Below are 23,711 nucleotides of genomic sequence, written 5' to 3'. Positions count from 1 at the left end.
TAAAATAAATAAAGCTTTTAGTATTAAGATTATAATTTTTGAAAGGACAGAAATAATGAATAACGAAGAGTTCTCGAAACTTATGGCCGACACAGCCGAAGATGCCATTAGCTTTATCGAAAGCACTGGTAGCCCTCGTCCAGACTATTCATTAGGTAGCCTCACCCAAGTAGATCAGCTAATCAAAACACTCAGCGAGCAACATTTAGATGAAAAAGAGATGTTTACCTATTCATATATGTTAGGCGCTTATGTTGGAGAGGTGTATAAAAAAGAAGCTGGTGGTGAATGGCTATTTATCGAAGAAACCGAAGAAGAACCTCCTCAAACATTCTTTAAGAATGAAGAGCGTTCAATAGCCTTCCCGGGGAAAATCTACCACGCACTTTTTGGTCAAGAAGAAACGATCTCAGAGTACATAGAACAATTACTAGAATCTTAAAAATTGGGGTTAAACATCACCGTTTAACCCCAATTATTTAACCCGTTTTTGCTGCTTCTTTTCTTTTTTTAAGAATATCAAGTGCAGGCATTGAATCAAAATCATTATCTGGCACAGGCCGAGGCGTTTGGTCGAACTCACCAAAGTCGCTGAGCACTTTATCCCGCATTTCTGTTATATATTCTATCCATATTGCTTTACCTTCATTGAAGCGCTGCATACATAACTCTTCATCATCAGCCGAATAAGCTAAGCGGGTTAAATAGGTTAAACAAAAAGAAGCACTCCCCCGCATTAAGTAAAAGAATAGAGATTTAGGGTCTGCCGCAGAACCTTTAACTAATTTAACTTGACGATCTAATATATCAAGTACAGCTTCCCAGCTATCAGCATCATCACGCACTATATCAAGCAGCTGGTTACAGTGCTCTTCAATATGTTTATCTGAGTAGGTGTTGTCGAATACATCAACTAACTGAGATGTGTCTTCTCTATAAGCGCCTAACTTTATACGCTGTTTTAACGCGGGTTTATCAATTTCATCACCTGTTAGAAGCACCTGCTCGAGAGCAAGTGGAGCGGCTCCCTCAATTAGCGCCCCATTCGAGGTGTTATAAACTTCGGCATCATCATATTCAGCTATGGATTTACCTAATATTTCTGCAGAGTACTTAAATTCATGCTTAGTAAATACATAATCTTCAAAATTACCAGGCACTCTTAAACCCGTACCATGTGCACTATAATCATAAAGCTCTTTGCCATCTTCTTTAGCGTTATAGTATGCAGAGTGCTGACTATGGTGGCGATTGGGGTCTACAAAACCAAGATCCACACCAAATAGATATATTTGTCTAAACCCAAGGCGCAGAGCATAAGACAATGCACAATTTGATACTGTAGGGTAAGAGTAAAGGATACTATCGAATTCTTGCACTTCTTCAGCAATTTCAAGAAAACTCAGTGACCCAGCTTCTCCCGTTTTCAAACAATATAGCGTTTCACCAAACATGTCTGATACTTCTGGGTGTAGGCCGTTTACAGTAATCATATCTATTTGTTTAAGCCAATCAGGATCCGGAACTTGGCATACCCAATGAAGAGTAGCTCTAGTTTGTTCAACTTCTGCATGAAAATCTGGCTTAATACCCAGCTGATAAAGTGCTTTTAAACTCGTACCAACTGAAATAATAATCGCCTTATCTTGGTGCTGGCGAATCACATCTGCACAGCTATCTAAAGAGGGTCCATTTCCGATAATAAATACAGGGGTGTTGGCTAATTCGTCACGCAGCATTTGCGGTTTACTTTTTAACATATAGCGACTGTTCCGCAATAAGGAGTCACGAGTATGATTTAAGTTATAGAAAGCGTGATCGAAGAACTCACTAATGTTTAATAGGACCTTGAACTGATCTCGTGTTAAACGAATATTTTTATCCATTGCATGCTGAAAATAGCTTACATAAAAGAACGTATACGAGAGAATATGAATACCGTAGCTCTGCAAGCGCATATGAATATCATCAAACATATGCGTGCCATCGTCGCCAATATTGAGATAAAGTTTAGTGCCTTGCTCATCGGAAGCCCGTAGGATTTTACTCCAGTCTATCGTGGATAATGATGCATAGAAAAAATCTATATTCGGCTCATAAAGTATAAAGTTATCTACAATATGGGAGTTTAGTAACTTCTCTACTTGATAACCCAAAGAGCAACCATACATGATAAACGACGGTAATTTATGCGGCAATTTACTGTGTTTTGACTCAGGAATTGATTGAACCAAATTTTTAAGTTGAGCTGATTTATCATAATGAATAAATGGACTTGGCTTATGAAATGTTTGCCTAGCGTCGAGAGGGTCAATTCTAGGGTTGGCTGAATAATGTCCGAAATACTTAAGGCTTGAATCTCGTAGTTCCTCACTACTAGACATTATTCCTTGTTCTAAATCAAACAGGTTAAACTGCCCATCTCCTGTACTAACTAACTGCCACCTTACACTTTTATAATCAACGGCAAAAGCGTATATGTCAGGAAAATACTTACGAAACGCCTCTAAATTGTTTGAAAAATGGTTCTCTAAAAGTTTACTATTTTTTTCTTCTATATGAGTCGCCACCTGAGAGCTTTCTAAATAGTAAAAGCTCAAAGAATGGCTAAATTCAAAACTACTTTCTTCTTCCAGGTTAGCACTTTGCTCTATCAGTTCGTGAGAAAAAGCATCTAATCCTAAAGCTAAATGATATTCAAAACAATTAAAAACAGCATAATCATAATGCCGATAAATATGGAATTTCGTTAGCCCATGTTCTTTTTTCCAGTCACTTATCGCTTGTATAGCGTCTGCACCTTTTACCCCCGACACAATATTTAATTTAATATCATTAGCAGAAACATGCCCCAACATTTCTCGCCACTCAGCACTAAGCAAAGAAACATGTAATAAATCTACCTCAGGTTCAATTAAAAGTATTCTCTTCCACGGAGCTAAGCTGGCTAACTGCTTTAAATGTAAACCTAGGCCACAACCCAAAATAACAAGATTTTCACTGTTTTCATCTATTGCTTGGTAAGCAATATTACCTTGTGGCAACAGAGAGTTTAATGTAGCGCCTTGCTGTTGAATAACATTCAACAAAGGGGTATCTACAGAGCTATCGTAAACCAGTGCCTGTTGGCTAAAGTGTGAAACTTGCTGAGAGACTTGTCTTTCAGGAATGAGGTTATAAAGTGCTCTCCCTTTTGCAATGCTCATTACATTTAAACGACGAGAAGTTGTAACAAAAGGGGAATATTTAACAGAGTGATGTTCCGAGAGTGTTTTTGCTAAGCCAAGATCAAAACTAGCAAACGCCTCTAAGTTACGCGCAAAGCGCCTCTGTATCAAAGGGGCTAATTGAGCTTCATGTAGTTGTTGAGTAGGTTCATCTGAGGATGTCTGAAAATCAATATTCTTTAGCATTACGATTCCTAAGTTATCGCCTAAGTATTTTTAAAATAGGCGCCCACTACTTTCTGACCACGCTTTAAAGAGCCAAGCGTAGTTATTATGTCTAAGCGTTGTTCTTTAAAGTAACTGTAGATCGCTTGAACTTTCTCGGAGTATTCATTGAGAAGAACCAGATCATCTGCTGAAAAAAACCTAGAGTCAGAGCCTTCAAATATATCTTTAACAATAGTCTGATGTTCTGCAAGGCTGCTCTCTACTTGCTTAAGATCGACCGAATCTTCATCTAAAGCTTCGCGAAGCGCAAGTAAAGATAAACTAGCTTTAGCTAGCTGCTTATTGAGGTGAGAGTTAGGCGTACTCATCTTACTTCTGTTGGTAGGCTTCTTGCTTTGCTGACTCTGGTATTTGGTCCCAAGCAGACTTAATAGGAAGGAAAATGTCAATCACTTCAGCAACTAATTCTGCCTTATTAGAAACAGACGCTTCTGATAAGAGCTCTAACATATAAGTATACAAATCATTTAAGTTGCCAGCAATATCCCCACCACGCTCATGATCTAAAGTGTCTCGAAGCGAAGTGATAATAGAGGTAGCTTTACCAATTGGCTTACCTTTATTTGCTAAATCATTGCGCTCTAAACATCCTTTAGCAACAGCTAAGTTTTGTAGAGCCGTTTGCATTAAGATTTGAGTAACGCCATGAGGATCAGCAGTTGCTATTTGGTCTTTTACGCCTACTTGACGGTACTGATTAATACCTTTTTGATACATACGTCACTTCCATTATTTATTCAGCTGCGCTAATTGTCCGGTTATGTAGGACATCTGGCTATTTAGGTCACCCATGGCAACATCAAAAGCAGTATATTTGGCTCGCAATGTTTTTTCGTAAGAGGCCATACGCTCCTCAAAATCTAATTTTTGATGTTCGTAATCTCTTATCTGACTTTTTACTGATTCTTCTCGAGAAGCGAGAACGCCATCAGATTTTTCATAGCTTGCAACTATTGCAGAAAAAGACTCCGAGATACCACCAGACATAGCAAAAACCTCGCCAACTCCGTCCATATTGTTAGCTAGGTTTTCTTTAAACTTAGTTTCGTCCAACTTAAGCATGCCATCATTGTCCATTTCTACACCTATACCATACAGTGTTTTCATGCCTGGAGGCGCGTCATCATAGCCATTACTGGCAATTCGGCCTAGTGAATACCGCAATGATCGAAACATAGCATCGCCGCTTAATTCTTTACGTGACGAAGCTCCATCCTCTCCTTCAATCACTGTCTCAGGTTTAGAATATTTATCAATTTCTGAAATAACCTTGTTGTAAGCGTCAACAAAGGCTTTCATATTCTCAATTGCCTTTTCTTCACTCGGCGCAATATCGACAGAGACAGCAGAACCCGTCACTTTTTTGACATCGATACTTACACCAGATACTACATTTTTAAAGTTGTTAGTGCTGCTGGTTGCTTCAATTCCGTCAATGGTAATTTTGGCGGAAGATGCATCAACGACACTCATTTTCCCACCAGCATTAGTAAAATTATCAAGTTCAGGGTTAGAACCTGTATTCGTTACGGTTAAGGTATTACCGTCACCAGTTTCTTCAGAAGAGATTGCCAAGCGAATCTCTGAGCCGGTATCAATCAGGTTAGCGCTTACTCCAAAGTTATCTTCGGCGTCATTTATTTTTTCTCTTAACTGCTTAAGGGTTGTCCCGGCTTCGACATCTAAGACAAAACTTTCACCGTTAGCCGTTGAAAAAGTCATTTGACCCGCAGTAGAAGACACTACATCATCTTCGCTGGTATACAGTGGGGTTCCACCATTGGTAGTTGAGTCAATTGACGTAAGAGATGACCCCTTAGCAAGCTGCTGAACTTCAACTGAATAGTTTCCATTTGTCGCACTTTCAGCTAAATCGATAACAAATGATTCATTGCCTTCAGACTCTCCAGTCGTTGCGACACGGGGAATAAAGGTAGATTGTTCTTTAGCTTTCTCAAGAATGCTAAGAAAGGAGCTTAAGGCAGATTTAACAGAACCAACAGCAGACAAAGTAACGTCTAAAGTTGCTTTGGTTTTCTCCAAACGCGCATCTTTGCCTGCACGTTCTGCATTAATGGATACTTCAATAAGGGCTTCTAAGTCTAAACCACTACCAATACCTGCAGCTGTAATTCCAGTCATAACTTGTTACTCGCATTTAGTTTAAACCAATTGATCGACAAACAACCCAGTTGTTTGACCAATGGCGTCTTGAAACTTCTTTAACCGCTCTTCCAATTGACGATACTCTTCAGTAGGGATTTCACGAATGAGCTCGTCGGTACTTCTGTTTAGCACCGAAGTGAAGAACTGGCCATCTCGTTCATCTACAACAAACTTAACATCCCTATCTTGAACTTCAAGTAACTGGTTTAGAGAAGCAACTACGTCATCTATTTGAGTCTTATCCTCATCTTGACGTTTCTCTTGCTCAGCCTCTTGTTGCGCTTTTGCCTGTTGCTGCTCTTTCTGAAGCGATATTTGTGCCACCTCCATCTTGTCAGCAGCACTTAAGTTAGGCTCCCGATTTGCAGATTGGCCAGGTGTAACTGTCGTAGTGGATATTGAACTTACACTGTTATCCATATTCCAGACTCCTTAAACAAAGCAAGCCACACTTACATAGTATAAGTGTGGCTGCGTCTTTCTACACTATTATTAACGATTAAACTAGAGCTAACGCAGCTTGTGGGCGTTGGTTTGCTTGAGCAAGAATCGAAGTACTAGTTTGTTGTAGAATCTGAGCTTTAGTTAAGTCAGCAGTTTCTTTTGCAAAGTCAGTATCTTTAATTCGAGAACGAGCACCAGAGATATTCTCTGAAATGTTAGACAAGTTACGAATAGTAGATTGGAAGCGGTTTTGAACCGCACCTAAACCAGCACGCTCAGAATCAACAGCTTTAATTGCTGAGTCAATAGCAGCCATTGCTGCACTAGCCGCAGCAGCAGTACTTACACTCGTACCGGTGATACCTAGACCAGCTTGCGAAATAGTTTGGCCAATTGATACCAAAATATTTTCGCCTGCGTTAGCACCTACTAAGAAGTTTGAGCTGTAAGAGCCATCTAATAGCGCCGTACCACCAAACTTAGTTGTAGTACCTACTCGGCTAATCTCAGCTTTCAGTTGACTAACTTCTGCTTGTAGAGCTGTACGGTCGTCGCTGTTATTAATACCATCTTGAGATTGTACGGCTAAAGTACGCATACGTTGAAGCATATTAGTCACTTCATCCATCGCACCTTCAGCTGTTTGCGCTACCGAAATCCCATCTTGAGCATTCATCACCGCGCGATCTAAACCTTGTATTTGTGATGTCATACGGTTAGAGATTTGTAGACCTGCAGCATCGTCTTTTGCGCTGTTAATTCTAAAACCAGAACTTAAACGTTGATAAGCAGTATCAAGTGTATTGCCAGAATTATATAACTGACGCTGTGCGTTCAATGACGACACATTGGTGTTGACAACTAATGCCATAATTTGAGCCTCCTAAGAAATCGCTCATCCTGATTGAACTGTGTCAGGACGATCAAAACCATCTGTTAGTTGTTGAACCCCTGGTCTATGAACCGAAAACCAAGACAACTTAAAAATGGACCAAAGTTTTAATAACTTCATATTAGTTAGCGGCAAGCCTAGGAAAAGCTTTAGAGAAAAAAAGGAAAAAACGGAAAAAACTTGCCGCTTTTGCGGCAAGCCTTGCTATCAAAGGCTTCGTAGCAGAAAGTAATCTTGAATAAACCGGACTAAAGATAGAGCTTTTAGCTAAAAAATTTATTTTTTGATGCCAATAATCTGTCACTAAAACTTGGCACAAGCATTGCTTTATTACAGGTGCAGTCTGAACCGCTGCGAAAAAAGGCCAAGTGAGTATACATCACTTGGCCGTATCGCTCGAAACGATAGGAGATTGAGAGCGAAACTAAAGCGCAACTTATTATTAGTATGGAATTGAGCCTCCTAGGAGTACTAATTGCGCGATTACAGTATGAGGACGGTGGATTGAACCCCCACCGTCCTTTTCTTTTTTTATTAACCTAGTAGAGATAATGCAGCCTGTGGACGTTGGTTCGCTTGAGCCAAAATAGTCGTAGAAGTCTGCTGAATAATTTGGTTACGCGTCAACTCTGCTGTTTCTTTTGCAAAATCAGTATCTTTAATACGTGAACGAGCAGCCGTTACATTTTCAGAAATGTTAGACAAGTTACGAATGGTAGATTGGAATCGATTTTGAACTGCACCTAATTGTGCGCGCTCAGCATCAATAGTTTTAACCGCTGAGTCTATGGCAGCCATCGCAGCGCTTGCTAAAGCAGGGCTTGATACAGACAAGGTAGTAATACCCAAACCAGCTTGGCTAACAGTTGTACCAATGGTAACAGCAATGTTTTCTCCAGCGTTTGCACCTACTAAGAAGTTCTCATTATATTGACCATCCAGTAGTGTGATATTACCAAACTTGGTGGTTGTGCCTACACGACTGATCTCTGCTTTAAGCTGTGAAACCTCAGCTTGTAGTGCTATACGGTCATCGGTGTTATTGATACCGTCTTGAGATTGGATGGCTAAAGTGCGCATACGTTGAAGCATATTTGTTACTTCGTCCATCGCGCCTTCAGCGGTTTGGGCTAACGAGATGCCATCTTGAGCATTCATTACTGCGCGGTCTAGACCTTGAATCTGCGAAGTCATACGGTTTGAAATTTGAAGACCAGCGGCATCGTCCTTTGCACTATTAATACGCAAACCCGATGACAAGCGTTGGAATGATGTATCTAAAGACCAGCCAGATTGAGTTAACTGACGTTGGGCATTTAGCGATGACACATTTGTATTTACGTATAAAGCCATGATATTTCTCCTATCTATATATTAACCATTTATAGGTTTTATTAGTTGTCAGTTATTATTTTCTTCTGACTTACCCTATATAACGGCGGCGCTTCAATATTCTTTAGCAATTATTTTAATTTTATTTCCAGAACAAATCTTAAAACAAAAAAGGTTGCTTCATTATTGAAGCAACCTTTATAACGGCAGGCTAAGAATAAACTTTAGCGTTATAGATAATTAAATAGCGATAACTGGCTTATGCGACTATAAGATGAATAAGAAGTATTAAGTGCAAGCTCCGCCTTCTGCAGATTGCTCACAGCTTCTGCGAAGTCGACCTCGCTCAAGGAAGCGCGAGATTTTTGATTAATGAGGTCCATCGAAGACGCGGCAGAACGCACTGCTTCCAAGGAGTTACCTCTTGCGCCAATAGACCCTAAGGTTAAGTTTACACTTTCTAATGAATTATCTAAACCTACCAAAAAGTCTGATTGTTTCTCTACATAGGCGTCCCCCACCAAGGAAGGGTCTTCTAATGCAACTATATATTCAGACAACATATTCAGTACATTATCTTTATCAGGTGGCGCTAATTCAAATGACTCATTGGCACTACCTGCAGGAGTAGATATATTAATATCAACACCATTAAAGTTAATAGATTGCCCTGGCACATAATCCCCCGTTTCTGGGGGTACTAAAGATGCTCCACCACTATCAAGTATTTCATAGGTATCTGGTGCACCTGCTGTTGTTTGAACTTGGTAAGTATTATTAGCGGGGGTAATCGGATCATAATTTAATTTGTGAAAACTATCATAAGCTCTTTGATCGGTAATAGTTGTATTAATATTTCCCGATAAGTCATTAGTCACAAATCGTTTAAATACGTTATCAAATACTTCTTGGCCAGTATCATTACTTTGAATATACACCGACGATGATACCTTTAATTCGTTAACTCCAGCATCACCTTGGTAATTATAATCAGTGCCGTCGAATACATATGGCTGTTTTTGGGTTTGAAACCCAGAGAATACATAACTACCATCCGCGTTCTGGCTATTCATAAAATCAACCATTTGCGCTTGAATTTGCCTTAACTCCTGAGCTAGTGATTTACGTTCAGCTTCGCCATTTAAGCCATCGCCAGATTGAACACCTAGCACCCTCGCCCGCTGCATTGCGTTGATCATCCCATCTAGAGTGGACTCTTCGAAATTAAGCGCGTTCTCGAGCAAAGTACCGTTCTTAAGGTGCTGCTCCGTTAAGGTGATCTCGGTCGTCAAAAACATGGTTTTACTCATATCAGACGGACCATCAGCTGCGGTAAGCAATTTCTTATTGGTAATCAAATGTTGGTTCATTTTCTCAACTTGCTGTTGAGAGTTAAGCACACCATTCAATGAGCTTTGATACAAATTAATACTAGATACGCGCATAATTTGATTACCTCACTGAACTTAATAATGTTTGAAAGGTTTCCTGGGCGGCACTAATAACTTGTGCTGATGCAGCATAAGCTTGCTGGAAACGAATAAGGTTTGACGCTTCTTCATCAAGGTTAACACCCGAAATTGAATTGTGCCGCTGGGTACTTTGTTCAAGTAAAGACGACGCCGCAGATACGGCCACCCTCGCTTCACTGGTTTTACCGCCCACAAAACTCACTACACTAGCGTAAGCATCGTTCATGGTCATTTTATTGTCACCGCCAGTTGCAAGACTTTTTCGCACAAGATCTTTTTGCTGCAAATCTACCAAGCGCAGAGCATTGTAGTTGTCATTAAAACCGTCGGTATTGTAATCCATGGTGAATACATCACCTTCTTGCACATCGCCGTCAATATTTATCTCATAACCCGGTGTTAAAGCAGGTACTGCGTTAGCAAACAATTGTTGGCCAGCACTAGCGGCTGGCGCGGTTGCCATTAAGGCCCCTACACCATTGTAAATTTCATAATCACCAGCGTTATTAATACGTACCTCATGCGGGCCGTTAGGATCATACCCACCAGGTGCGGTGAAGTTTGACGTAGCTGGATCGGTATCGTAAATGGAATCGATAGACACCGTCGCATTACCGCGGTTATTAAGTTCCCGCTCTACGCGAATTGGCGAGGCTAGCGCAAGTTTCTCTGGCTGGCTCATGCTCACCGTCATTTGAGCTGCGGCATCTCTTACTGGTTGAATAAGATGTTTGTCACCCGCCGCAAAAGGGCCTGATGAGAAATCCCAATCAATACCATCGAGTTGGAAATTGGTGGGAGGTATTGTCCCAGATATAGCGGTTTCTATTGGAGTATCACCGTCAAAACGCTGCATTTCAAAAGTGGTTGGCGAAGTAAAGGTGACTCGATAATCGTAAGGTGTTACTTCACTGCCGCTACCGGCAATAAAGCTGCCGCTAATCGTGCCTGCTGTAGTATTGGTCGAAAATTCTTTGCCGTTAAACGTAGGTAGGGTAAATATATCTCCGCCAATATCGCCATTTAAATCCATGCCTAAACGGTTTTGAGTATTAAAAGCATCGGTCATTGCAATTGACAGCTGACCTAGCTGGTTGCGGCTAGTATCCAATGTGGTTTTACGGTATTCCATCAATCCACCGATAGTCGCACCAATATCATCGCGGCCAATGATACGGGTAGAACCAGCTAACGAAAGCGTCATTTCTTTTTGAGTACTATCAGGGTCGCCATCTACAATGGCCAACTTAGTATGGTCATCTTGCAACACTAAAGCTTGACCCGAGCGCATAAACACGAGGGTTGAGCCGTCATCTTGAACGATGGTATTAATATCTATCAGTTCAGCTAGTTCTTTAATCGCTTGGTCACGTTTGTCACCAAGTATCGCGGTATTACCATCTAAAGGGCTACCGCCAGCAGCCACAATCTCTTTATTGATTTCCGCAATATTGCGAATTAAGGCATTGGCTTCATCCGCTTTTTCTACAATATCTTGGCTAAGGTTTTTTTCTTGTACGCTGTACTGCTCATTCAGAGTTCGATAACGGTCAGTTAACGCATTGAACTGTGACAAGGATAATTCACGAGTAGATAATGCAGTAGGATTGTCGGTTGTTGCGTGAAGCTGGGTGAAGGTATCGTCAAACTTACTGCTTAAAGATAAGGAATCATCACTTAGAATCGCGTCAATATTACTCACCGATTCTAAATAAGCATCACGGTTAGCTAATGTAGAAGTATCGCGAAACATTTGTGCTTGAGCAAAACCGTTTAACACACGCTCAGTATAGCCTTCTCGAACACCACCCAAAGTATCTGCAGTATAAAACGTACGTTGTAAGCTGTAGCCCGGAGTATTTACATTGGCAATGTTATTACCGGTGGTCATCAATAGGCGCTGGTGTGCTGCGACCCCTGATGAACCAATGGTTAGTAGATCATTCATAGCCATAAACTAATTACTCCCCTACAACTTGTGTATCACGAAACTCTGAAAAGTGACGGCTATCTAAAATTTGGCCAATTTTTTTTGCGTACTGAGGATCGGTGGCATAACCCGCCGCCTGTAGCTCTTTGGCATATTGCTTAGCATCCATCCCTTTTGCTAAAGCCTCTTGATAGCGCGGCCCTTCTACAAACGACAAGTAGTCTTTTACACTTTCTTCAAAAGAATCATACGAGCGGAATGCGGCACGTTCTTGCTGCGCTTGTCCGTTTCTGTACTCTAAAGTGTTCACTACTGCCTTATCTCCTTGCCAACGACTATCCGCTTTAATCCCAAACAAGTTATGGCTACTAGAGCCGTCTCCGTTTGCAATCACTTTTTTACCCCAGCCTGATTCCAATGCCGCTTGCGCCACAATAGCCATTGGTTCAATGCCTTTATCTGCAGCCCATTTTTTTGCAACTGGCAAAATGGCTTCAATAAATTCACTAGGAGAGGAAAAACCTTGCCGTTTTATTGCAGCCGGCTTTGCTACTTCGTCCTTAATTGGCTCGCTAACGCTATCTTTTACTAAAGGTTTGCTTATTGCGGCCGTTACACTAGTCGATATAGCAATATTCTTGCCATCTGTTACCTGTGCATTTAAAGAACGCTGTTGTAAATCAATGTTTTGCCCACCTCGTAATACCGATGCGGGCGTTACGTTGGCAGCAGCAGGATCTAATTGGGCTACAATTAAGTCGGCTAAACCTAAAGCACCTGAAGACGACAGCTCCAAAGCCATTTGATTGTCGTGCATATCTCGATAAGTTTGGGTATGACGGTTATTTAACGGGGTATCACTTTCAAACAATTCGTTACTTTTACGCATCTGTTTCATTAACATCTGCATAAACAGCGATTCGAACTGACTAGCAACTTGCTTCAGCGCTTTATCCGGATCTTTTTGCGCAGCACTCCTTAGCTCGTCTAAACTGGCTAAGTCGTGGTAGTTTGCTGATTGTTTTACCGCGTCCATAGTCATACTTAGATCACCAACAGCTCGCCTTGAATAGCACCAGCTTGTTTTAAGGCTTCTAAAATTGAAACCAAATCACCTGGTGCTACTCCAACACGGTTAACAGCACGCACTAAATCATCCAAAGAAGCGCCGGGGTCGAAGTTAAACATTCTTGAGTCTTCTTCGGTTGCCTCAATGGTGCTCACCGTTGTTTCAACTGTTTCTCCATCAGAGAATGGATTTGGCTGAGAAATCAAAGGTGTTTCAGAAATTTTCACTGTTAATCCGCCATGGGTAATTGCTGCGGGTAACAAACGAACATCTTTGCCAATAACAATGGTTCCGGTTCGCGAATTAATTATAATTTTGGCGGATTCTGAAGCTGGTTCAAAGGTTAGGTTCTCTAGAGTAGAAAGATAGGCGACTCGCTGGCCTGGATCTCGCGGCGCGAATACTTGTACTGACGCAGCATCCATCGGCGTTGCTGTATTTGGTCCCACTAAACTATTAATGGTATCGGCTAAACGTTTCGCCGTAGTGAAATCTGAACGCTTCAAGTTAAAGGTAATGGTATCGCCATTCATAAATGGTGATGGTACCGAGCGCTCTACAATGGCTCCATTTGGAATACGACCAACCGTAGGTGTGTTTGAAATAACTTTAGAGCCATCAGCACCTTCGGCACCAAAGCCACCAACAATTAAACTACCTTGCGCTAGTGCATATACTTCGCCATCAGCACCTTTCAAAAAGGTTTGTACTAAACTGCCACCGCGTAAGCTTTTAGCTTCACCAATGGCTGATATTGTAATGTCGATAGTTTGACCTGGTTTAATAAAAGCAGGTAACTCTGCATGTACTGCTACTGGCGCAACGTTTTTAATTTTTAAGTTAGTGCCTGGCGGCACAGTAATACCAAAGTTACGTAACATGGTGGCAAAAGACTGCTTGGCAAAATCACTATTTTTCTCACCGGTGCCCGGTAAACCCACCACTAAACCGTAACCCGTTAATTGGTTAGATCGCACTCCGGCAACGTTTGCTACGTCTTTTACTCGCGCAGCATTAGCGGTATTTGCTAACAAACACATGCCGATACTGATTAACACAATGCTACGTTTTAACATGATACTACTCCTAGAAATCAGGGCTTAGAATGGCCAAACAGGACCATTAAAGAACTTAGATAACCAACCCTGGTCAGTGGTATTAGCAAAATCGCCAGTGCCACCATATTGAATTCTTGCATTGGCAATACGCAGTGATGTAATCGAGTTATCGGGCGCTACATCTTCAGGGCGAATAATGCCTGTTAAGCGAATATACTCATTGCCATTGTTTAACATTAGCCACTTCTCGCCGCTAATAATTAAGTTACCATTTGCCAAAACTTGCACCACATTTACTGAGATGTTGCCGTTCAAGCTATTACTTTGAGCCGCGTCGGCCTCACCGCTAAAGTCACTGTTTTGACTTAAACCAAGTTCAATTGGATTGCCTTTTATGGTGGCAACGCCACCCGGCACTGTAATTTGGTTTAAGTTAAGAGTTTTATCTTTGGCTAACTCATTACTGGCAGATTTGCTGGCTTGAGTACTCTCTGCAAGTGTTACCACTATAATATCGCCCACTCGGTGGGCTTTTTTATCTGAGTACAAGTTGTTAGCACGATCTTCTGTAAACAGCGAGCCAGTAATACGTGCTTCTACTGCTACATCTTCTGGGTAAACAGGTGCAAACTCTGGGTCGTCGGGTACCACTGCAGTATTCACGCTGGCACACCCGGCCATTGTCATACAGGTTGCTACTACCATTAGTTTATTCATGAGCAATCCCTCTCTCTAAACTTTATCTACAGTTGTTGTGTAGCGAAGGTCAACATTTGGTCTACGGTTGAGATAACTTTAGAGTTCATCTCATAAACACGTTGAGCTTCAATCAAATTAACTAATTCTTCGGTTACGTTAACGTTTGAGGTTTCTAACGAGCCTTGGCGAATTGCGCCTAAGCCGTTCTCTGATGCGATACCATTTTGTGGTGCTCCACTCGCGCCAGTTTCAAGATATAAGTTTTGACCACGCGGCTCTAAGCCCGATGGGTTAACAAAGTCGGTAATCGTAATTTGACCAATAACTTGGTTGTCGGTTTGCCCTGGTAAGCGAACACTCACCTCGCCGTCTTCACCTACGGTAAAGCTTTGGGCATCTTCAGGAACTTGAATTTCTGGCTGTAATGGGTAGCCCGCACCGGGGGTTACAATGGTCCCTTCGTCGTTAAGACCAAATTGGCCGTTACGCGTATATGCAGTGGTACCGTCTGGCATTAAAATTTCAAAAAAGCCGCGACCATCTACCATTAAATCAAAGGCATTATCAGTGGTTTGCACGTTACCTTGATCGTGGTTCTTTTGGGTGGCAATAACTTTGGCACCGGCTCCAATCATTAAACCAGAAGGCATATTGGTGTTTTGAGATGAACGACCACCCGGCTGATTAATGGTTTGATACAACAAATCTTCAAATACCGCGCGGCTTTTTTTGTAACCAATAGTGCTGGCGTTAGCGAGGTTATTAGAGATAACCGAAACGTTTGTTTGTTGGGCATCTAAGCCAGTTTTACTTATCCATAATGCGGGATGCATAGTACGCTCCTTATTCCTAGCTTAATCGCAACAAGCTGTTGGTTGCTTTTTCGTTTTCTTCAGCGGTTTTCATCATTTTAATTTGCATTTCAAATTGACGTTGCATGCTGATCATATGTGTCATTTCTTGCACTGGGTTCACATTACTACCCTCCAATGCGCCCTTGGTGAGCTCAACCGTTGCATCGGGTTGAAATGCTTGACCAATGGTTGATCTAAATAGTCCGTCATCACCTTTGGTTAAATCACCGGCGAACGGCTTACTTAGTTTAATTCTATTAATTTCTTCTAAGGCATCAGCTGGTGCGCCTTCTGGGCGAATTTGGATAGTGCCATCTTCATTAATCTCTAGCTTCTCAACAGGTAAAGGAATAATGATGGGCGCATCTTGGTTGCCTAACACAGCTTGCCCTTGCATGGTTTGTAATACACCCGCAGCAGACACTGTGAAATTACCGTTACGCGATAACGCTTCTGTACCATCTTTATCTTGAACCGAAATCCAACCTTCGCCTTTAATCGCCACATCTAAATCTCTGCCGGTGGTTTTTAGTAATCCATCGGTAAAGTTTTGGGTGGGACGTTCGGTCATGGCAAATACACGAGACGGCATGCCTGGTCCAAAGGCTTGCATTGAGCGAGCATTCTCTAGATCAGCTTTAAAGCCTGTAGTGTTAGCATTTGCTAGGTTGTTTCCGCGTACCGCGATCGAATGCATATTTTGTTTTGCACCGGTCATCGATATGTAGAGTAATTGGTCCATTTCTATTTCCTTCGTCAATTAGCTGACTCAAAGGAAATAACAGCAAATATGATGCCAAAGAAAAACGCAGGTAAGCATTAGTGAGGAAAGGTTATATAAATCAAGCAATTAAAAAGGCAGCTGATGCTGCCTTTTTGTCATTACCCATTTCATTGATTAACGAATTTGGATAATGGTTTGCTGCAGTGTTGAGTTAACTTCTAAGGCTCGAGAGTTAGCTTGGAAGTTACGTTGCGCACTAATTAAGTTAACCAGTTGTTCAGTAAGGTTAACGTTCGCTTGCTCTAAAGAAGCGGAGTTAATTTTACCAAAAGTACCAGTATTACCTTCACCCGCAATGGCCTCGCCACTTAACTGGGTTTGCTGCCAAGCAGTATCACCAATTTGTGCTAAACCTTGGTTGTTAGCAAAGTTCGCCACCGATACTTTAGAGATATTGGTTGTTTCACCATTACTATAAGACGCTACAACTAAGCCATCAGGGCCGATATCAATACCTGTCAATTTACCAACAGTAGAACCATCTTGAGACAGGGCTGATACTTCAAAAGCAGAGTTGTATTGAGTTGGACCATTTAAGTTGAAGTTAATCACTTGAGTTGGGTCAACTGAACCAGTCACTGGATCCCATACACCACCAGGACCACTTGGTGGAGCCGTGCCCAGAGCAACTGTTTGAATAATTGCGGGCGTAGTAGAGGCTAACGCACCAGTATTATCAAAAGTTAAGGTCGCAGAGGCTGGAATGGTTGGGTTAGCGTTACCGGCATTTGGCGTATTAGCAGTACCGCCATCAACGTCAGTCGGCTGACCATCAATATAGATTAACTTGTGCCAAGTATTTGCCGTGGTTGCATCTTTAATAAAGAAGGTTTCGGCGACGTGTGAACCACCTTGAGAGTCATATACCGTTACCGACGTTGCCGAGGTATAGGTATTACTGTCTGATGGGTCAAAGTCACCAACATCATGAGTGGTACCACTAGATGGCAAGTTAAAGCTCATATCCACTTGGCTGGTCATCGTAGGGTTACCGACTTCAGCACTAATTTGAATGGCTTTGGTTGCTGCCATACTCACTGCTGAAGGCGTACCACTGTTGTTAACCGTGTAGCCTTGTAAGTATTGGCCTTGCGAGTTAACAATAAAGTTATCTGCATTAAGCTTAAATGCACCTGCCCGGGTGAACTCACGAGTTTGGGTGGTTAAATCTGAAGCCGTAACAAAGAAGCCTTCACCACTAATCGCCAAATCTAAGGCGTTTTGGGTAAAGTTAAGACTACCTTGGTGGAATTGCTGCGCAACATCCACGGTTTTTACACCATTACCAACTGCAGTTCGAGCGTTAGCAAAAATCGATGTTGCATACACATCGGCAAATTCTGCACGAGACTCTTTAAAACCAATGGTGTTGACGTTAGCAATGTTGTTCGCTGTTACGTCAAGATCCTTTTGCGAGGCATTGATGCCGCTCAGAGCGATATTAAATGACATCTCTCAATCTCCTATCGTTTTACTATTCTTTGTTAGGCTTTGGCAACTTCAAGTACATCGCTCATCGCGATACCACCCAAGCCTTCTAAATTGACGATTACGCCAGATGTACCACCTGCTAAGCTCACGCTACCAACGCTTGCATAGGTTGCAGTGGGTAAACTGATCTCTTGACCGCCTTGAACACCATTAACCTTAATGTTGTACTTACCTTCAGGCATCGCATTCCCATTAGAATCGGTGCCATCCCAAGAGAATGGCATGTTGCCGCTTCCCTCTCCTAAATCGATAACTTTCACCACTTCACCGGCTGCGTTCTCGACAGAAACTTTTACATTAGTGGTCGCTGCACCAGTAACGGCTACACCTTCAAATCCATTACCACCGTTATGGCCATAATCTAAAGGTACCAACACTTTCTGCCCCACTAAGGTGGATGCTTGAAGTGCAGCAGATGAATTCATGATTGAATTCATTGTGTCGAACTTGGTGCCCAGTTCGGCAATACCTTCTGAGGTTTGAAAAGATGCCATTTGGGCAATCATTTCGGCATTGTCGACCGGCTTACTTGGGTCCTGATATTGCAACTGGGTCGTTAATAGCGAGAAGAAATCTTCTTGCCCTAAGGACTGATTATTGTTGCTTTCAGGAACCACTGATTCCGGCTGCCAATAATTACTCTGTAGTGGATCAATAGTAGACACGTGCTACTCCTTAACTTTTACCCAGATTAAGTGTGCTATTTAGCATTTGTTTGGCTGCTTCAGTAACTTGAACATTTGCTTGATAGGAGCGTGAAGCGCTCATCATATCGGCCATTTCTTCAATCACATTAACGTTAGGTTTAAAAATATAACCTTCTTCGTTCGCCATTGGGTGCTCTGGATAGTATTCCTTGCGCAAAGGCGCATCGGATTCAACAATTCCAGCCACCTTAACCTGAGCAGAGTCACCTTGAAATTGAGTGGCTTTAGTAAACTCAGCCGCAAATACAGGTTTTCTCGCTCGATAAGTTTGATCGATGCTTGAACTGATACTGTCGGCATTGGCTAAGTTGCTGGCTGTGGTATTTAAACGTACCGACTGCGCTTTCATTGCCGAAGCAGTAACATCAAAAACATTAAAAAAGCTCATTATTGACCTCCCTTAATTGCATTACGTAAACCACTAAACTTGCTAGATAGAAAGCCAATGCCCGCTTGGTATTCCAAGCCATTCTGCATAAAAGCTGCTTTTTCTTTTTGTACATCAACAGTATTGCCATCGCCCGTATCAGGCTGGTCCGGAATTTGGAAACCCAATTCAGAGAACTGGCTATTTCCGCCACCAATATGGCGTTCGTTGGTTAACTGCATTCCGCCACTTTGCTTACTTTTAGCGGCAGCGAATGCTTTATTAAAATCTAAGTCTCGTGCTTTATAGTTAGGTGTATCTGCGTTAGCAATATTACTTGCGATCACTTCAGAACGGCGAGCTCTCACTCCCACGGTATGCTGATGAACACCTAATGCTTTATCAAAAGTAATTGCCATATACACCTCTAAACACTTTCACAAAAATTATTTTGCAAAAGCTATGCCAGAGTTTTTTTGACACTTTTAATTCAGTTAACTAAAGGACTTAGTTACTTCAACCAGCGAAAGGTAAGGAGTGCTGATTGTTTGACGGCAAGTAAAGCGGCAACTATTGCCCTTTACTGCCGCTATCTATTTTTTACTTTAATTGGTAAACGATGCCTGGGTTGCAACGTAACATATTAAATCGGTCGGTTAAGCCCGTGATTGATTCAGAAGCGCCAAGCATCAAATAACCATTTGGATTTAACGCCTGAGCAAACTGATTAAGAATTTTCGACTTCACATCTGCGTTAAAGTAAATAAGTACATTACGGCAGAAAATAATGTCAAATTTCCCCATTAGCGCATAACTATCAAGCAGGTTTAAGGGTCTAAAGCTAACATTTTTACGTACTTTGTCATTCACCCGAAAACTACCATCGGTAGTCGCTTCAAAAAATTGGCGTTTTCGTTCTGGGGATAAACCACGAGCGAGGGCTAATGAATCGTATTCTCCGCGTTTACAGTGTTCAAGCATAGAAGGTGAGATATCAGTACCCACCACTTGAATTCCCATAGGCAAAGCACCTGGACGTTTTGCTTGGTACTCAAGTGACGTCATCATTATCGAATAAGGTTCTTGACCTGATGAGCTGGCTGCTGACCAAATTTTTACCGGACGAGTTTGTTTTTGAAACTCAGGTAACAATCTATCGGATAAAAGCTGGAACGGATAGGTATCGCGAAACCATAAGGTTTCGTTTGTCGTCATTGCATCTACGACAGCAGCACGTAAATCACGTTCACGTAAACTCATGGCCTTTTGAACCAATTCGGTAAGACTTTCTGCCGAATACTGAGACATTAGCGGTGACAAACGACTTTTCACTAAATACTGTTTATTGTCACCTAGTACAATTCCGCACTGCTTTTCTAAAAAGCCACAAAATTGCTTGTATACATCATCTGTTATAGTTCTCACAAATGCATCCACACTCTCTATAAAGATTGACGAACAGCAGCTGCTAACTCATCGGGGTTAAATTTAGCAATAAAAGCATTGGCCCCAACTTTATTTACCATTGCTTGGTTAAATACGCCACTTAAAGACGTATGCAAAATAATATGTAAATCTTTCAGATCTGGATGAGAACGCACTTCAGCGGTTAAGGTGTATCCGTCCATTTCAGGCATTTCAATATCAGAAATCACCAAAGCGATTTGATCGGTAATAGGCCCGTCTTTAGCCATTGTTGCTAGCAACTCTAAGGCTTCTCGCCCATCTTGACATAACAATGCTTCAACACCTAAAGATGTTACCGCACGTTTTACCTGGTTACGGGCCACTGACGAATCGTCAACCACCAGTACTTTTTTATCTATTCGAACGTTGGCTGCGGCTTCTTCAACAATTTCTTTACTCACCGTAGTATCAACGGGCGAGATTTCATCAAGAATTTTCTCTACATCAAGAATAGAGACTAACTCTTTTTCTACCTCAGTCACCGCTGTTAGATAGTTAAATTTACCAGCACCTTTTGGTGGGGGTAAAATATCTTCCCAGTTCATGTTAACAATACGTTCAACCGAGCCTACTAAGAAGCCCTGAACTGAACGGTTATACTCTGAAATAATAATGAAGCACTTGCTTACATCTTCAATAGGTCGGCCACCAGTTGCAGAGCTAAGGTCAATAACTGAAATAGTTTTACCGCGAATGTGCGCGACACCACGAATAACTGGATTTAGTTTAGGTAGCGCGGTTAGAGGCGGACACTGCAATACTTCTTTTACTTTAAAAACGTTAATACCATAGCGCTGAGACCCATTTAACCTAAATAACAACAATTCGAGGCGATTCTGCCCTACTAACTGCGTACGCTGGTTTACCGAATCTAAAATACCCGCCATATACTTATCACTCCTTAGAAAGGGGCATCAACTTTGCTTAACCCCTGTATACTATCGCTCAATCTAGCTTGTTTGTCGTAATTTTGACGCCCAATGACTTAGCATCAACTTGTTAAGCATAGACAAAAAAGCCAATTGTTACTTTGCTTTATCGGTATCATATAGGAAATGTTGATAAAAATTGCTGCTCCACTGTTATTATTTTGTTTTAGTCTTACTGCTCACACAAGCGAACTGCATTCGCAGCTCGAAACAGAGGCAGTAGAATTCGTTCGTTCACAAATCAATCATGACCATAGTCAAAAAATTGAGCTTAGTGCCAATCAACTTGATGAACGGGTTGCTATTCCTGAATGCACTAAAGGTTATGAGTACAGCCTTGCCAATGGTGAAGTCCGCAGAAACACCAGTGTTTTGGTCAGTTGCGAAGAACATGCTAACTGGCGTTTATACATTCCCGTTAGAAAACAAGTTCTGCTGGCGGTGGTCGTTGCTGCAACACCAATACAAGAAGGCGCAGCGCTAAACCATTCCCAAGTGAGCTTAGACTTTTTACCGGAGAACCGTTTACGCGGCAGTTACTTTACCGACCTAGAGCCCTTACTAGGTGCTAAACTAAGGCGAGCATTAAGAAAAGACCAAATTATAACTGGGCGCGATATTTGCATAGTATGTAAAGGTGAAGCAGTAACCATTTCTGCCAATGCTGGTGGACTGAATGTTACAACTCAGGGCACGGCTTTATCTAGTGGTAGTATCGGTGATACCATTAAGGTTAGAAATAACCAATCTCAGCGACTTGTCACCGGCCGAGTAAAAGCATTAGGAATTGTTGACGTAAAACTTTAATTTTTTTCTAAAGTTCTACAAAGGTAAGCCGATAGCTTTATTGAATACGAAAAATTGATTAACTGTGGGGCGCCATTATGGCTTTAAACATTAACAACTTAGGTGGAAACCGTCCTAGTCAAGTAGACTCAAATAGAGTCGCTGATAAAGGCACTAAAGAAAGCGCTGAACAACGTTCACCCGCTGGTTCTGCTGCAGCCCAGGATTCAGTTATGCTTACTAACGAAGCACAACAACTAAACCGTATTCAGCAGAATTTGCTCAACGATTCAGACAGCAGAAGCTCAAAGCTGGAATCTATTAAGCAAGCTGTAGCCGACGGTACTTACCAAGTTGATGCTAATAAAGTTGCTCAAAAAATGGGTGATTTCGAAAGCGAGTTTAACAAAACACTTGGGTAATTAGGCAATGATTACAGCCCTACTGAATACTCAAGAGCAGCAACTTACCTTGCTGCTTTCTCTTTTAGAGCAAGAAAAGGTCGCGCTTGAACAAGACGATACTATTGCTCTTTTTGCCGTTGCAGAACAAAAAGAGCAGGCCCTAGCAGAGATATCTAAAGCAGATGCAGAACTTGAAGCGTCAGCTGAAAAATCTCAACTTAAAACTGACTTAACTTTAAGTAAGCAAGTGGATACAGTTAAACTATTGCTGCAGCAATGCCAGCAACAAAACGCGCTAAATGGTGAGATTATTCAAGCCAGTAACGAAAAAGTACGCCAACTCAGCGCAGTAATTGGTCAACTCCAAAATCAAAATGCATCTACCTACGATAAGCTAGGCAAAAAACATAGCTCACAACGCATGGGTAAAGGTTTTAAAGCTTAACGACTTAAGCCTTTTGATTGATCTTCCGCTCTACCCAATGAGACTCCCCTCACCACTTTCTGAATTTACAGCCTTAAGCTGAATAGTAAAATGTTTAGTATTATCGATGGCTAAATACAATAAAACCCCAAACATGTTTGAGGTTTTAAGTAGTGTAATAGACGTAGGGTAAACTTAGCCTCTCTCCCCCATTGGCATTTTAGTTTTATTCGCTTGAGTGCGAGACTCTATAATCATCACTCCGTCACGTTTAACCGGAACGGGAACCTTACTTTGGTAAACTTCGTTAGGAATTAACTCTTGCGCTGAAGCAACCACTACTTTTGATTGCGCACCAACAATTCGAGCATTAACTAAAATACCTTCATTAGATTTACTAAAGGTACCCACTAGCAAATATTCTATAGGTAAACGCTTAGATAGCTCTTTAACGTTGCGGCTATACACAAAATCACCTTCTGGTGTGATGCGAATAAAACCGGTAGTTTTATAATCAATCACTGAAAAGCCACTTTGCTGCATTTCATAAACAAAGCTTTCGGCTAGCTGCATACCAAAAAGATCTGTGGTTTTAAGATTATCTAAAGGAACAAACGACGCTACGCCAATCGGCGTTTCAGCATTAACAAAGTGTGAGCTAGATACCAAGCGCTGTGACATTAGGTTTACATAGTCAGTAAGTGAGCGCTGTACATTTGGATCGTGCATTTCTGGCGCGGGCGGTGTTAATGAGCGGCTTTGGCTACCACTTAAAAACAGCTGGCCATTTTCATCAATCACTCCCTCTTGATAATGGGAGTTATGAGTATGTGGGGCGTGATGTTTAGAACCATCGTACACCACCACTTTTTGCATCGACGGGGAGCTTGAGCACCCCATCAACATCGAAGTAGCTAACGCTACCAAGCTAATACCTTTCATGTCGCTTCCTTAATCGTCTATTACGCTTAAAGTATCGGC

General features: G+C 41.7%; 25 protein-coding genes. 4 read left to right on the top strand and 21 right to left on the bottom strand.

Annotation, left to right across the window (positions count from 1 at the left end):
* Window positions 1–55 precede the first annotated feature (55 nt).
* The gene (locus tag Q4592_RS10335) at window positions 56–442 is read left to right on the top strand and encodes a hypothetical protein (protein ID WP_303512557.1); all 387 of its coding nucleotides are present in this window, start codon (window positions 56–58) and stop codon (window positions 440–442) included.
* 37 nt (window positions 443–479) lie between these two features.
* Here Q4592_RS10335 and Q4592_RS10330 read toward each other — a convergent pair whose 3' ends face one another.
* The 20 genes from Q4592_RS10330 to Q4592_RS10235 all read right to left on the bottom strand — a co-directional run bounded on the left by Q4592_RS10330 (window position 480) and on the right by Q4592_RS10235 (window position 21,074).
* Complete coding sequence (locus Q4592_RS10330) at window positions 480–3,413, bottom strand: 6-hydroxymethylpterin diphosphokinase MptE-like protein (protein ID WP_303512555.1); 2,934 nt, start codon at window positions 3,411–3,413, stop codon at window positions 480–482.
* A 20-nt stretch (window positions 3,414–3,433) separates the two neighbouring features.
* Window positions 3,434–3,763: a hypothetical protein gene (locus tag Q4592_RS10325; protein ID WP_303512553.1), complete on the bottom strand. Its 330-nt coding sequence runs from the start codon at window positions 3,761–3,763 to the stop codon at window positions 3,434–3,436.
* 1 nt (window position 3,764) lies between these two features.
* Entirely contained in the window at window positions 3,765–4,172 is a 408-nt protein-coding gene (fliS, locus tag Q4592_RS10320) for a flagellar export chaperone FliS (protein ID WP_303512552.1), read from the bottom strand.
* A gap of 12 nt (window positions 4,173–4,184) precedes the next feature.
* Window positions 4,185–5,597: a flagellar filament capping protein FliD gene (gene fliD, locus Q4592_RS10315; protein WP_303512549.1), complete on the bottom strand. Its 1,413-nt coding sequence runs from the start codon at window positions 5,595–5,597 to the stop codon at window positions 4,185–4,187.
* Between the two features lie 21 nt (window positions 5,598–5,618).
* Entirely contained in the window at window positions 5,619–6,041 is a 423-nt protein-coding gene (locus Q4592_RS10310; protein WP_303512547.1) for a flagellar protein FlaG, read from the bottom strand.
* 79 nt (window positions 6,042–6,120) lie between these two features.
* Entirely contained in the window at window positions 6,121–6,936 is an 816-nt protein-coding gene (locus Q4592_RS10305) for a flagellin (RefSeq protein WP_303512545.1), read from the bottom strand.
* A gap of 555 nt (window positions 6,937–7,491) precedes the next feature.
* A complete protein-coding gene (locus Q4592_RS10300; RefSeq protein WP_303512543.1) occupies window positions 7,492–8,310 on the bottom strand; it encodes a flagellin in 819 nt (272 codons plus the stop codon).
* Between the two features lie 209 nt (window positions 8,311–8,519).
* Window positions 8,520–9,734: a flagellar hook-associated protein FlgL gene (gene flgL, locus Q4592_RS10295; protein ID WP_303512541.1), complete on the bottom strand. Its 1,215-nt coding sequence runs from the start codon at window positions 9,732–9,734 to the stop codon at window positions 8,520–8,522.
* 7 nt (window positions 9,735–9,741) lie between these two features.
* Window positions 9,742–11,715 (bottom strand): flagellar hook-associated protein FlgK, encoded by a 1,974-nt coding sequence (gene flgK, locus Q4592_RS10290; RefSeq protein WP_303512539.1) that lies wholly within the window; start codon window positions 11,713–11,715, stop codon window positions 9,742–9,744.
* A 7-nt stretch (window positions 11,716–11,722) separates the two neighbouring features.
* Window positions 11,723–12,727 (bottom strand): flagellar assembly peptidoglycan hydrolase FlgJ, encoded by a 1,005-nt coding sequence (gene flgJ, locus Q4592_RS10285; RefSeq protein WP_303512537.1) that lies wholly within the window; start codon window positions 12,725–12,727, stop codon window positions 11,723–11,725.
* A gap of 8 nt (window positions 12,728–12,735) precedes the next feature.
* A complete protein-coding gene (locus Q4592_RS10280; RefSeq protein ID WP_303512536.1) occupies window positions 12,736–13,836 on the bottom strand; it encodes a flagellar basal body P-ring protein FlgI in 1,101 nt (366 codons plus the stop codon).
* A gap of 24 nt (window positions 13,837–13,860) precedes the next feature.
* Window positions 13,861–14,535 (bottom strand): flagellar basal body L-ring protein FlgH, encoded by a 675-nt coding sequence (gene flgH / locus Q4592_RS10275; RefSeq protein ID WP_303512534.1) that lies wholly within the window; start codon window positions 14,533–14,535, stop codon window positions 13,861–13,863.
* Between the two features lie 26 nt (window positions 14,536–14,561).
* Window positions 14,562–15,350: a flagellar basal-body rod protein FlgG gene (flgG, locus tag Q4592_RS10270; protein WP_137675065.1), complete on the bottom strand. Its 789-nt coding sequence runs from the start codon at window positions 15,348–15,350 to the stop codon at window positions 14,562–14,564.
* Between the two features lie 16 nt (window positions 15,351–15,366).
* Entirely contained in the window at window positions 15,367–16,113 is a 747-nt protein-coding gene (locus Q4592_RS10265) for a flagellar basal body rod protein FlgF (protein ID WP_137675066.1), read from the bottom strand.
* Window positions 16,114–16,269: 156 nt separating this feature from the next.
* A complete protein-coding gene (flgE, locus tag Q4592_RS10260) occupies window positions 16,270–17,607 on the bottom strand; it encodes a flagellar hook protein FlgE (protein ID WP_303512531.1) in 1,338 nt (445 codons plus the stop codon).
* A 32-nt stretch (window positions 17,608–17,639) separates the two neighbouring features.
* On the bottom strand, window positions 17,640–18,311 hold the full coding sequence (locus Q4592_RS10255; RefSeq protein WP_137675068.1) for a flagellar hook assembly protein FlgD: 672 nt from the start codon (window positions 18,309–18,311) through the stop codon (window positions 17,640–17,642).
* A 10-nt stretch (window positions 18,312–18,321) separates the two neighbouring features.
* Entirely contained in the window at window positions 18,322–18,741 is a 420-nt protein-coding gene (gene flgC / locus Q4592_RS10250; RefSeq protein WP_137675069.1) for a flagellar basal body rod protein FlgC, read from the bottom strand.
* Complete coding sequence (flgB, locus tag Q4592_RS10245; protein WP_137675070.1) at window positions 18,741–19,139, bottom strand: flagellar basal body rod protein FlgB; 399 nt, start codon at window positions 19,137–19,139, stop codon at window positions 18,741–18,743. The genes flgC and flgB overlap by 1 nt, the downstream gene beginning before the upstream one ends.
* Window positions 19,140–19,320: 181 nt before the next feature.
* Window positions 19,321–20,145: a protein-glutamate O-methyltransferase CheR gene (locus tag Q4592_RS10240; protein WP_137675071.1), complete on the bottom strand. Its 825-nt coding sequence runs from the start codon at window positions 20,143–20,145 to the stop codon at window positions 19,321–19,323.
* A gap of 17 nt (window positions 20,146–20,162) precedes the next feature.
* Window positions 20,163–21,074 carry a chemotaxis protein CheV gene (locus tag Q4592_RS10235; protein WP_137675072.1) on the bottom strand — a complete coding sequence of 304 codons (912 nt, stop codon included), beginning with the start codon at window positions 21,072–21,074 and terminating at the stop codon, window positions 20,163–20,165.
* Between the two features lie 168 nt (window positions 21,075–21,242).
* On the opposite strand from Q4592_RS10235, the gene flgA reads away from it, so the two are divergent.
* From flgA to flgN, 3 genes are all read left to right on the top strand, one after another.
* The gene (gene flgA / locus Q4592_RS10230) at window positions 21,243–21,923 is read left to right on the top strand and encodes a flagellar basal body P-ring formation chaperone FlgA (RefSeq protein ID WP_303512522.1); all 681 of its coding nucleotides are present in this window, start codon (window positions 21,243–21,245) and stop codon (window positions 21,921–21,923) included.
* Between the two features lie 77 nt (window positions 21,924–22,000).
* A complete protein-coding gene (gene flgM, locus Q4592_RS10225) occupies window positions 22,001–22,324 on the top strand; it encodes a flagellar biosynthesis anti-sigma factor FlgM (protein WP_303512520.1) in 324 nt (107 codons plus the stop codon).
* A gap of 7 nt (window positions 22,325–22,331) precedes the next feature.
* A complete protein-coding gene (gene flgN / locus Q4592_RS10220) occupies window positions 22,332–22,751 on the top strand; it encodes a flagellar export chaperone FlgN (protein ID WP_137675075.1) in 420 nt (139 codons plus the stop codon).
* Window positions 22,752–22,925: 174 nt separating this feature from the next.
* Here the strand turns inward: flgN and Q4592_RS10215 are convergent, their stop codons facing one another.
* On the bottom strand, window positions 22,926–23,672 hold the full coding sequence (locus Q4592_RS10215; RefSeq protein ID WP_303512517.1) for a FlgO family outer membrane protein: 747 nt from the start codon (window positions 23,670–23,672) through the stop codon (window positions 22,926–22,928).
* Window positions 23,673–23,711: the final 39 nt, after the last annotated feature.

Origin of the sequence: Agarivorans sp. 1_MG-2023, assembly GCF_030548385.1 — a bacterium.
GTDB lineage: Bacteria > Pseudomonadota > Gammaproteobacteria > Enterobacterales > Celerinatantimonadaceae > Agarivorans.
The sequence above is the reverse complement of the archived record's forward strand: the minus strand, read 5'-3'. Positions and strand labels throughout refer to the sequence as shown.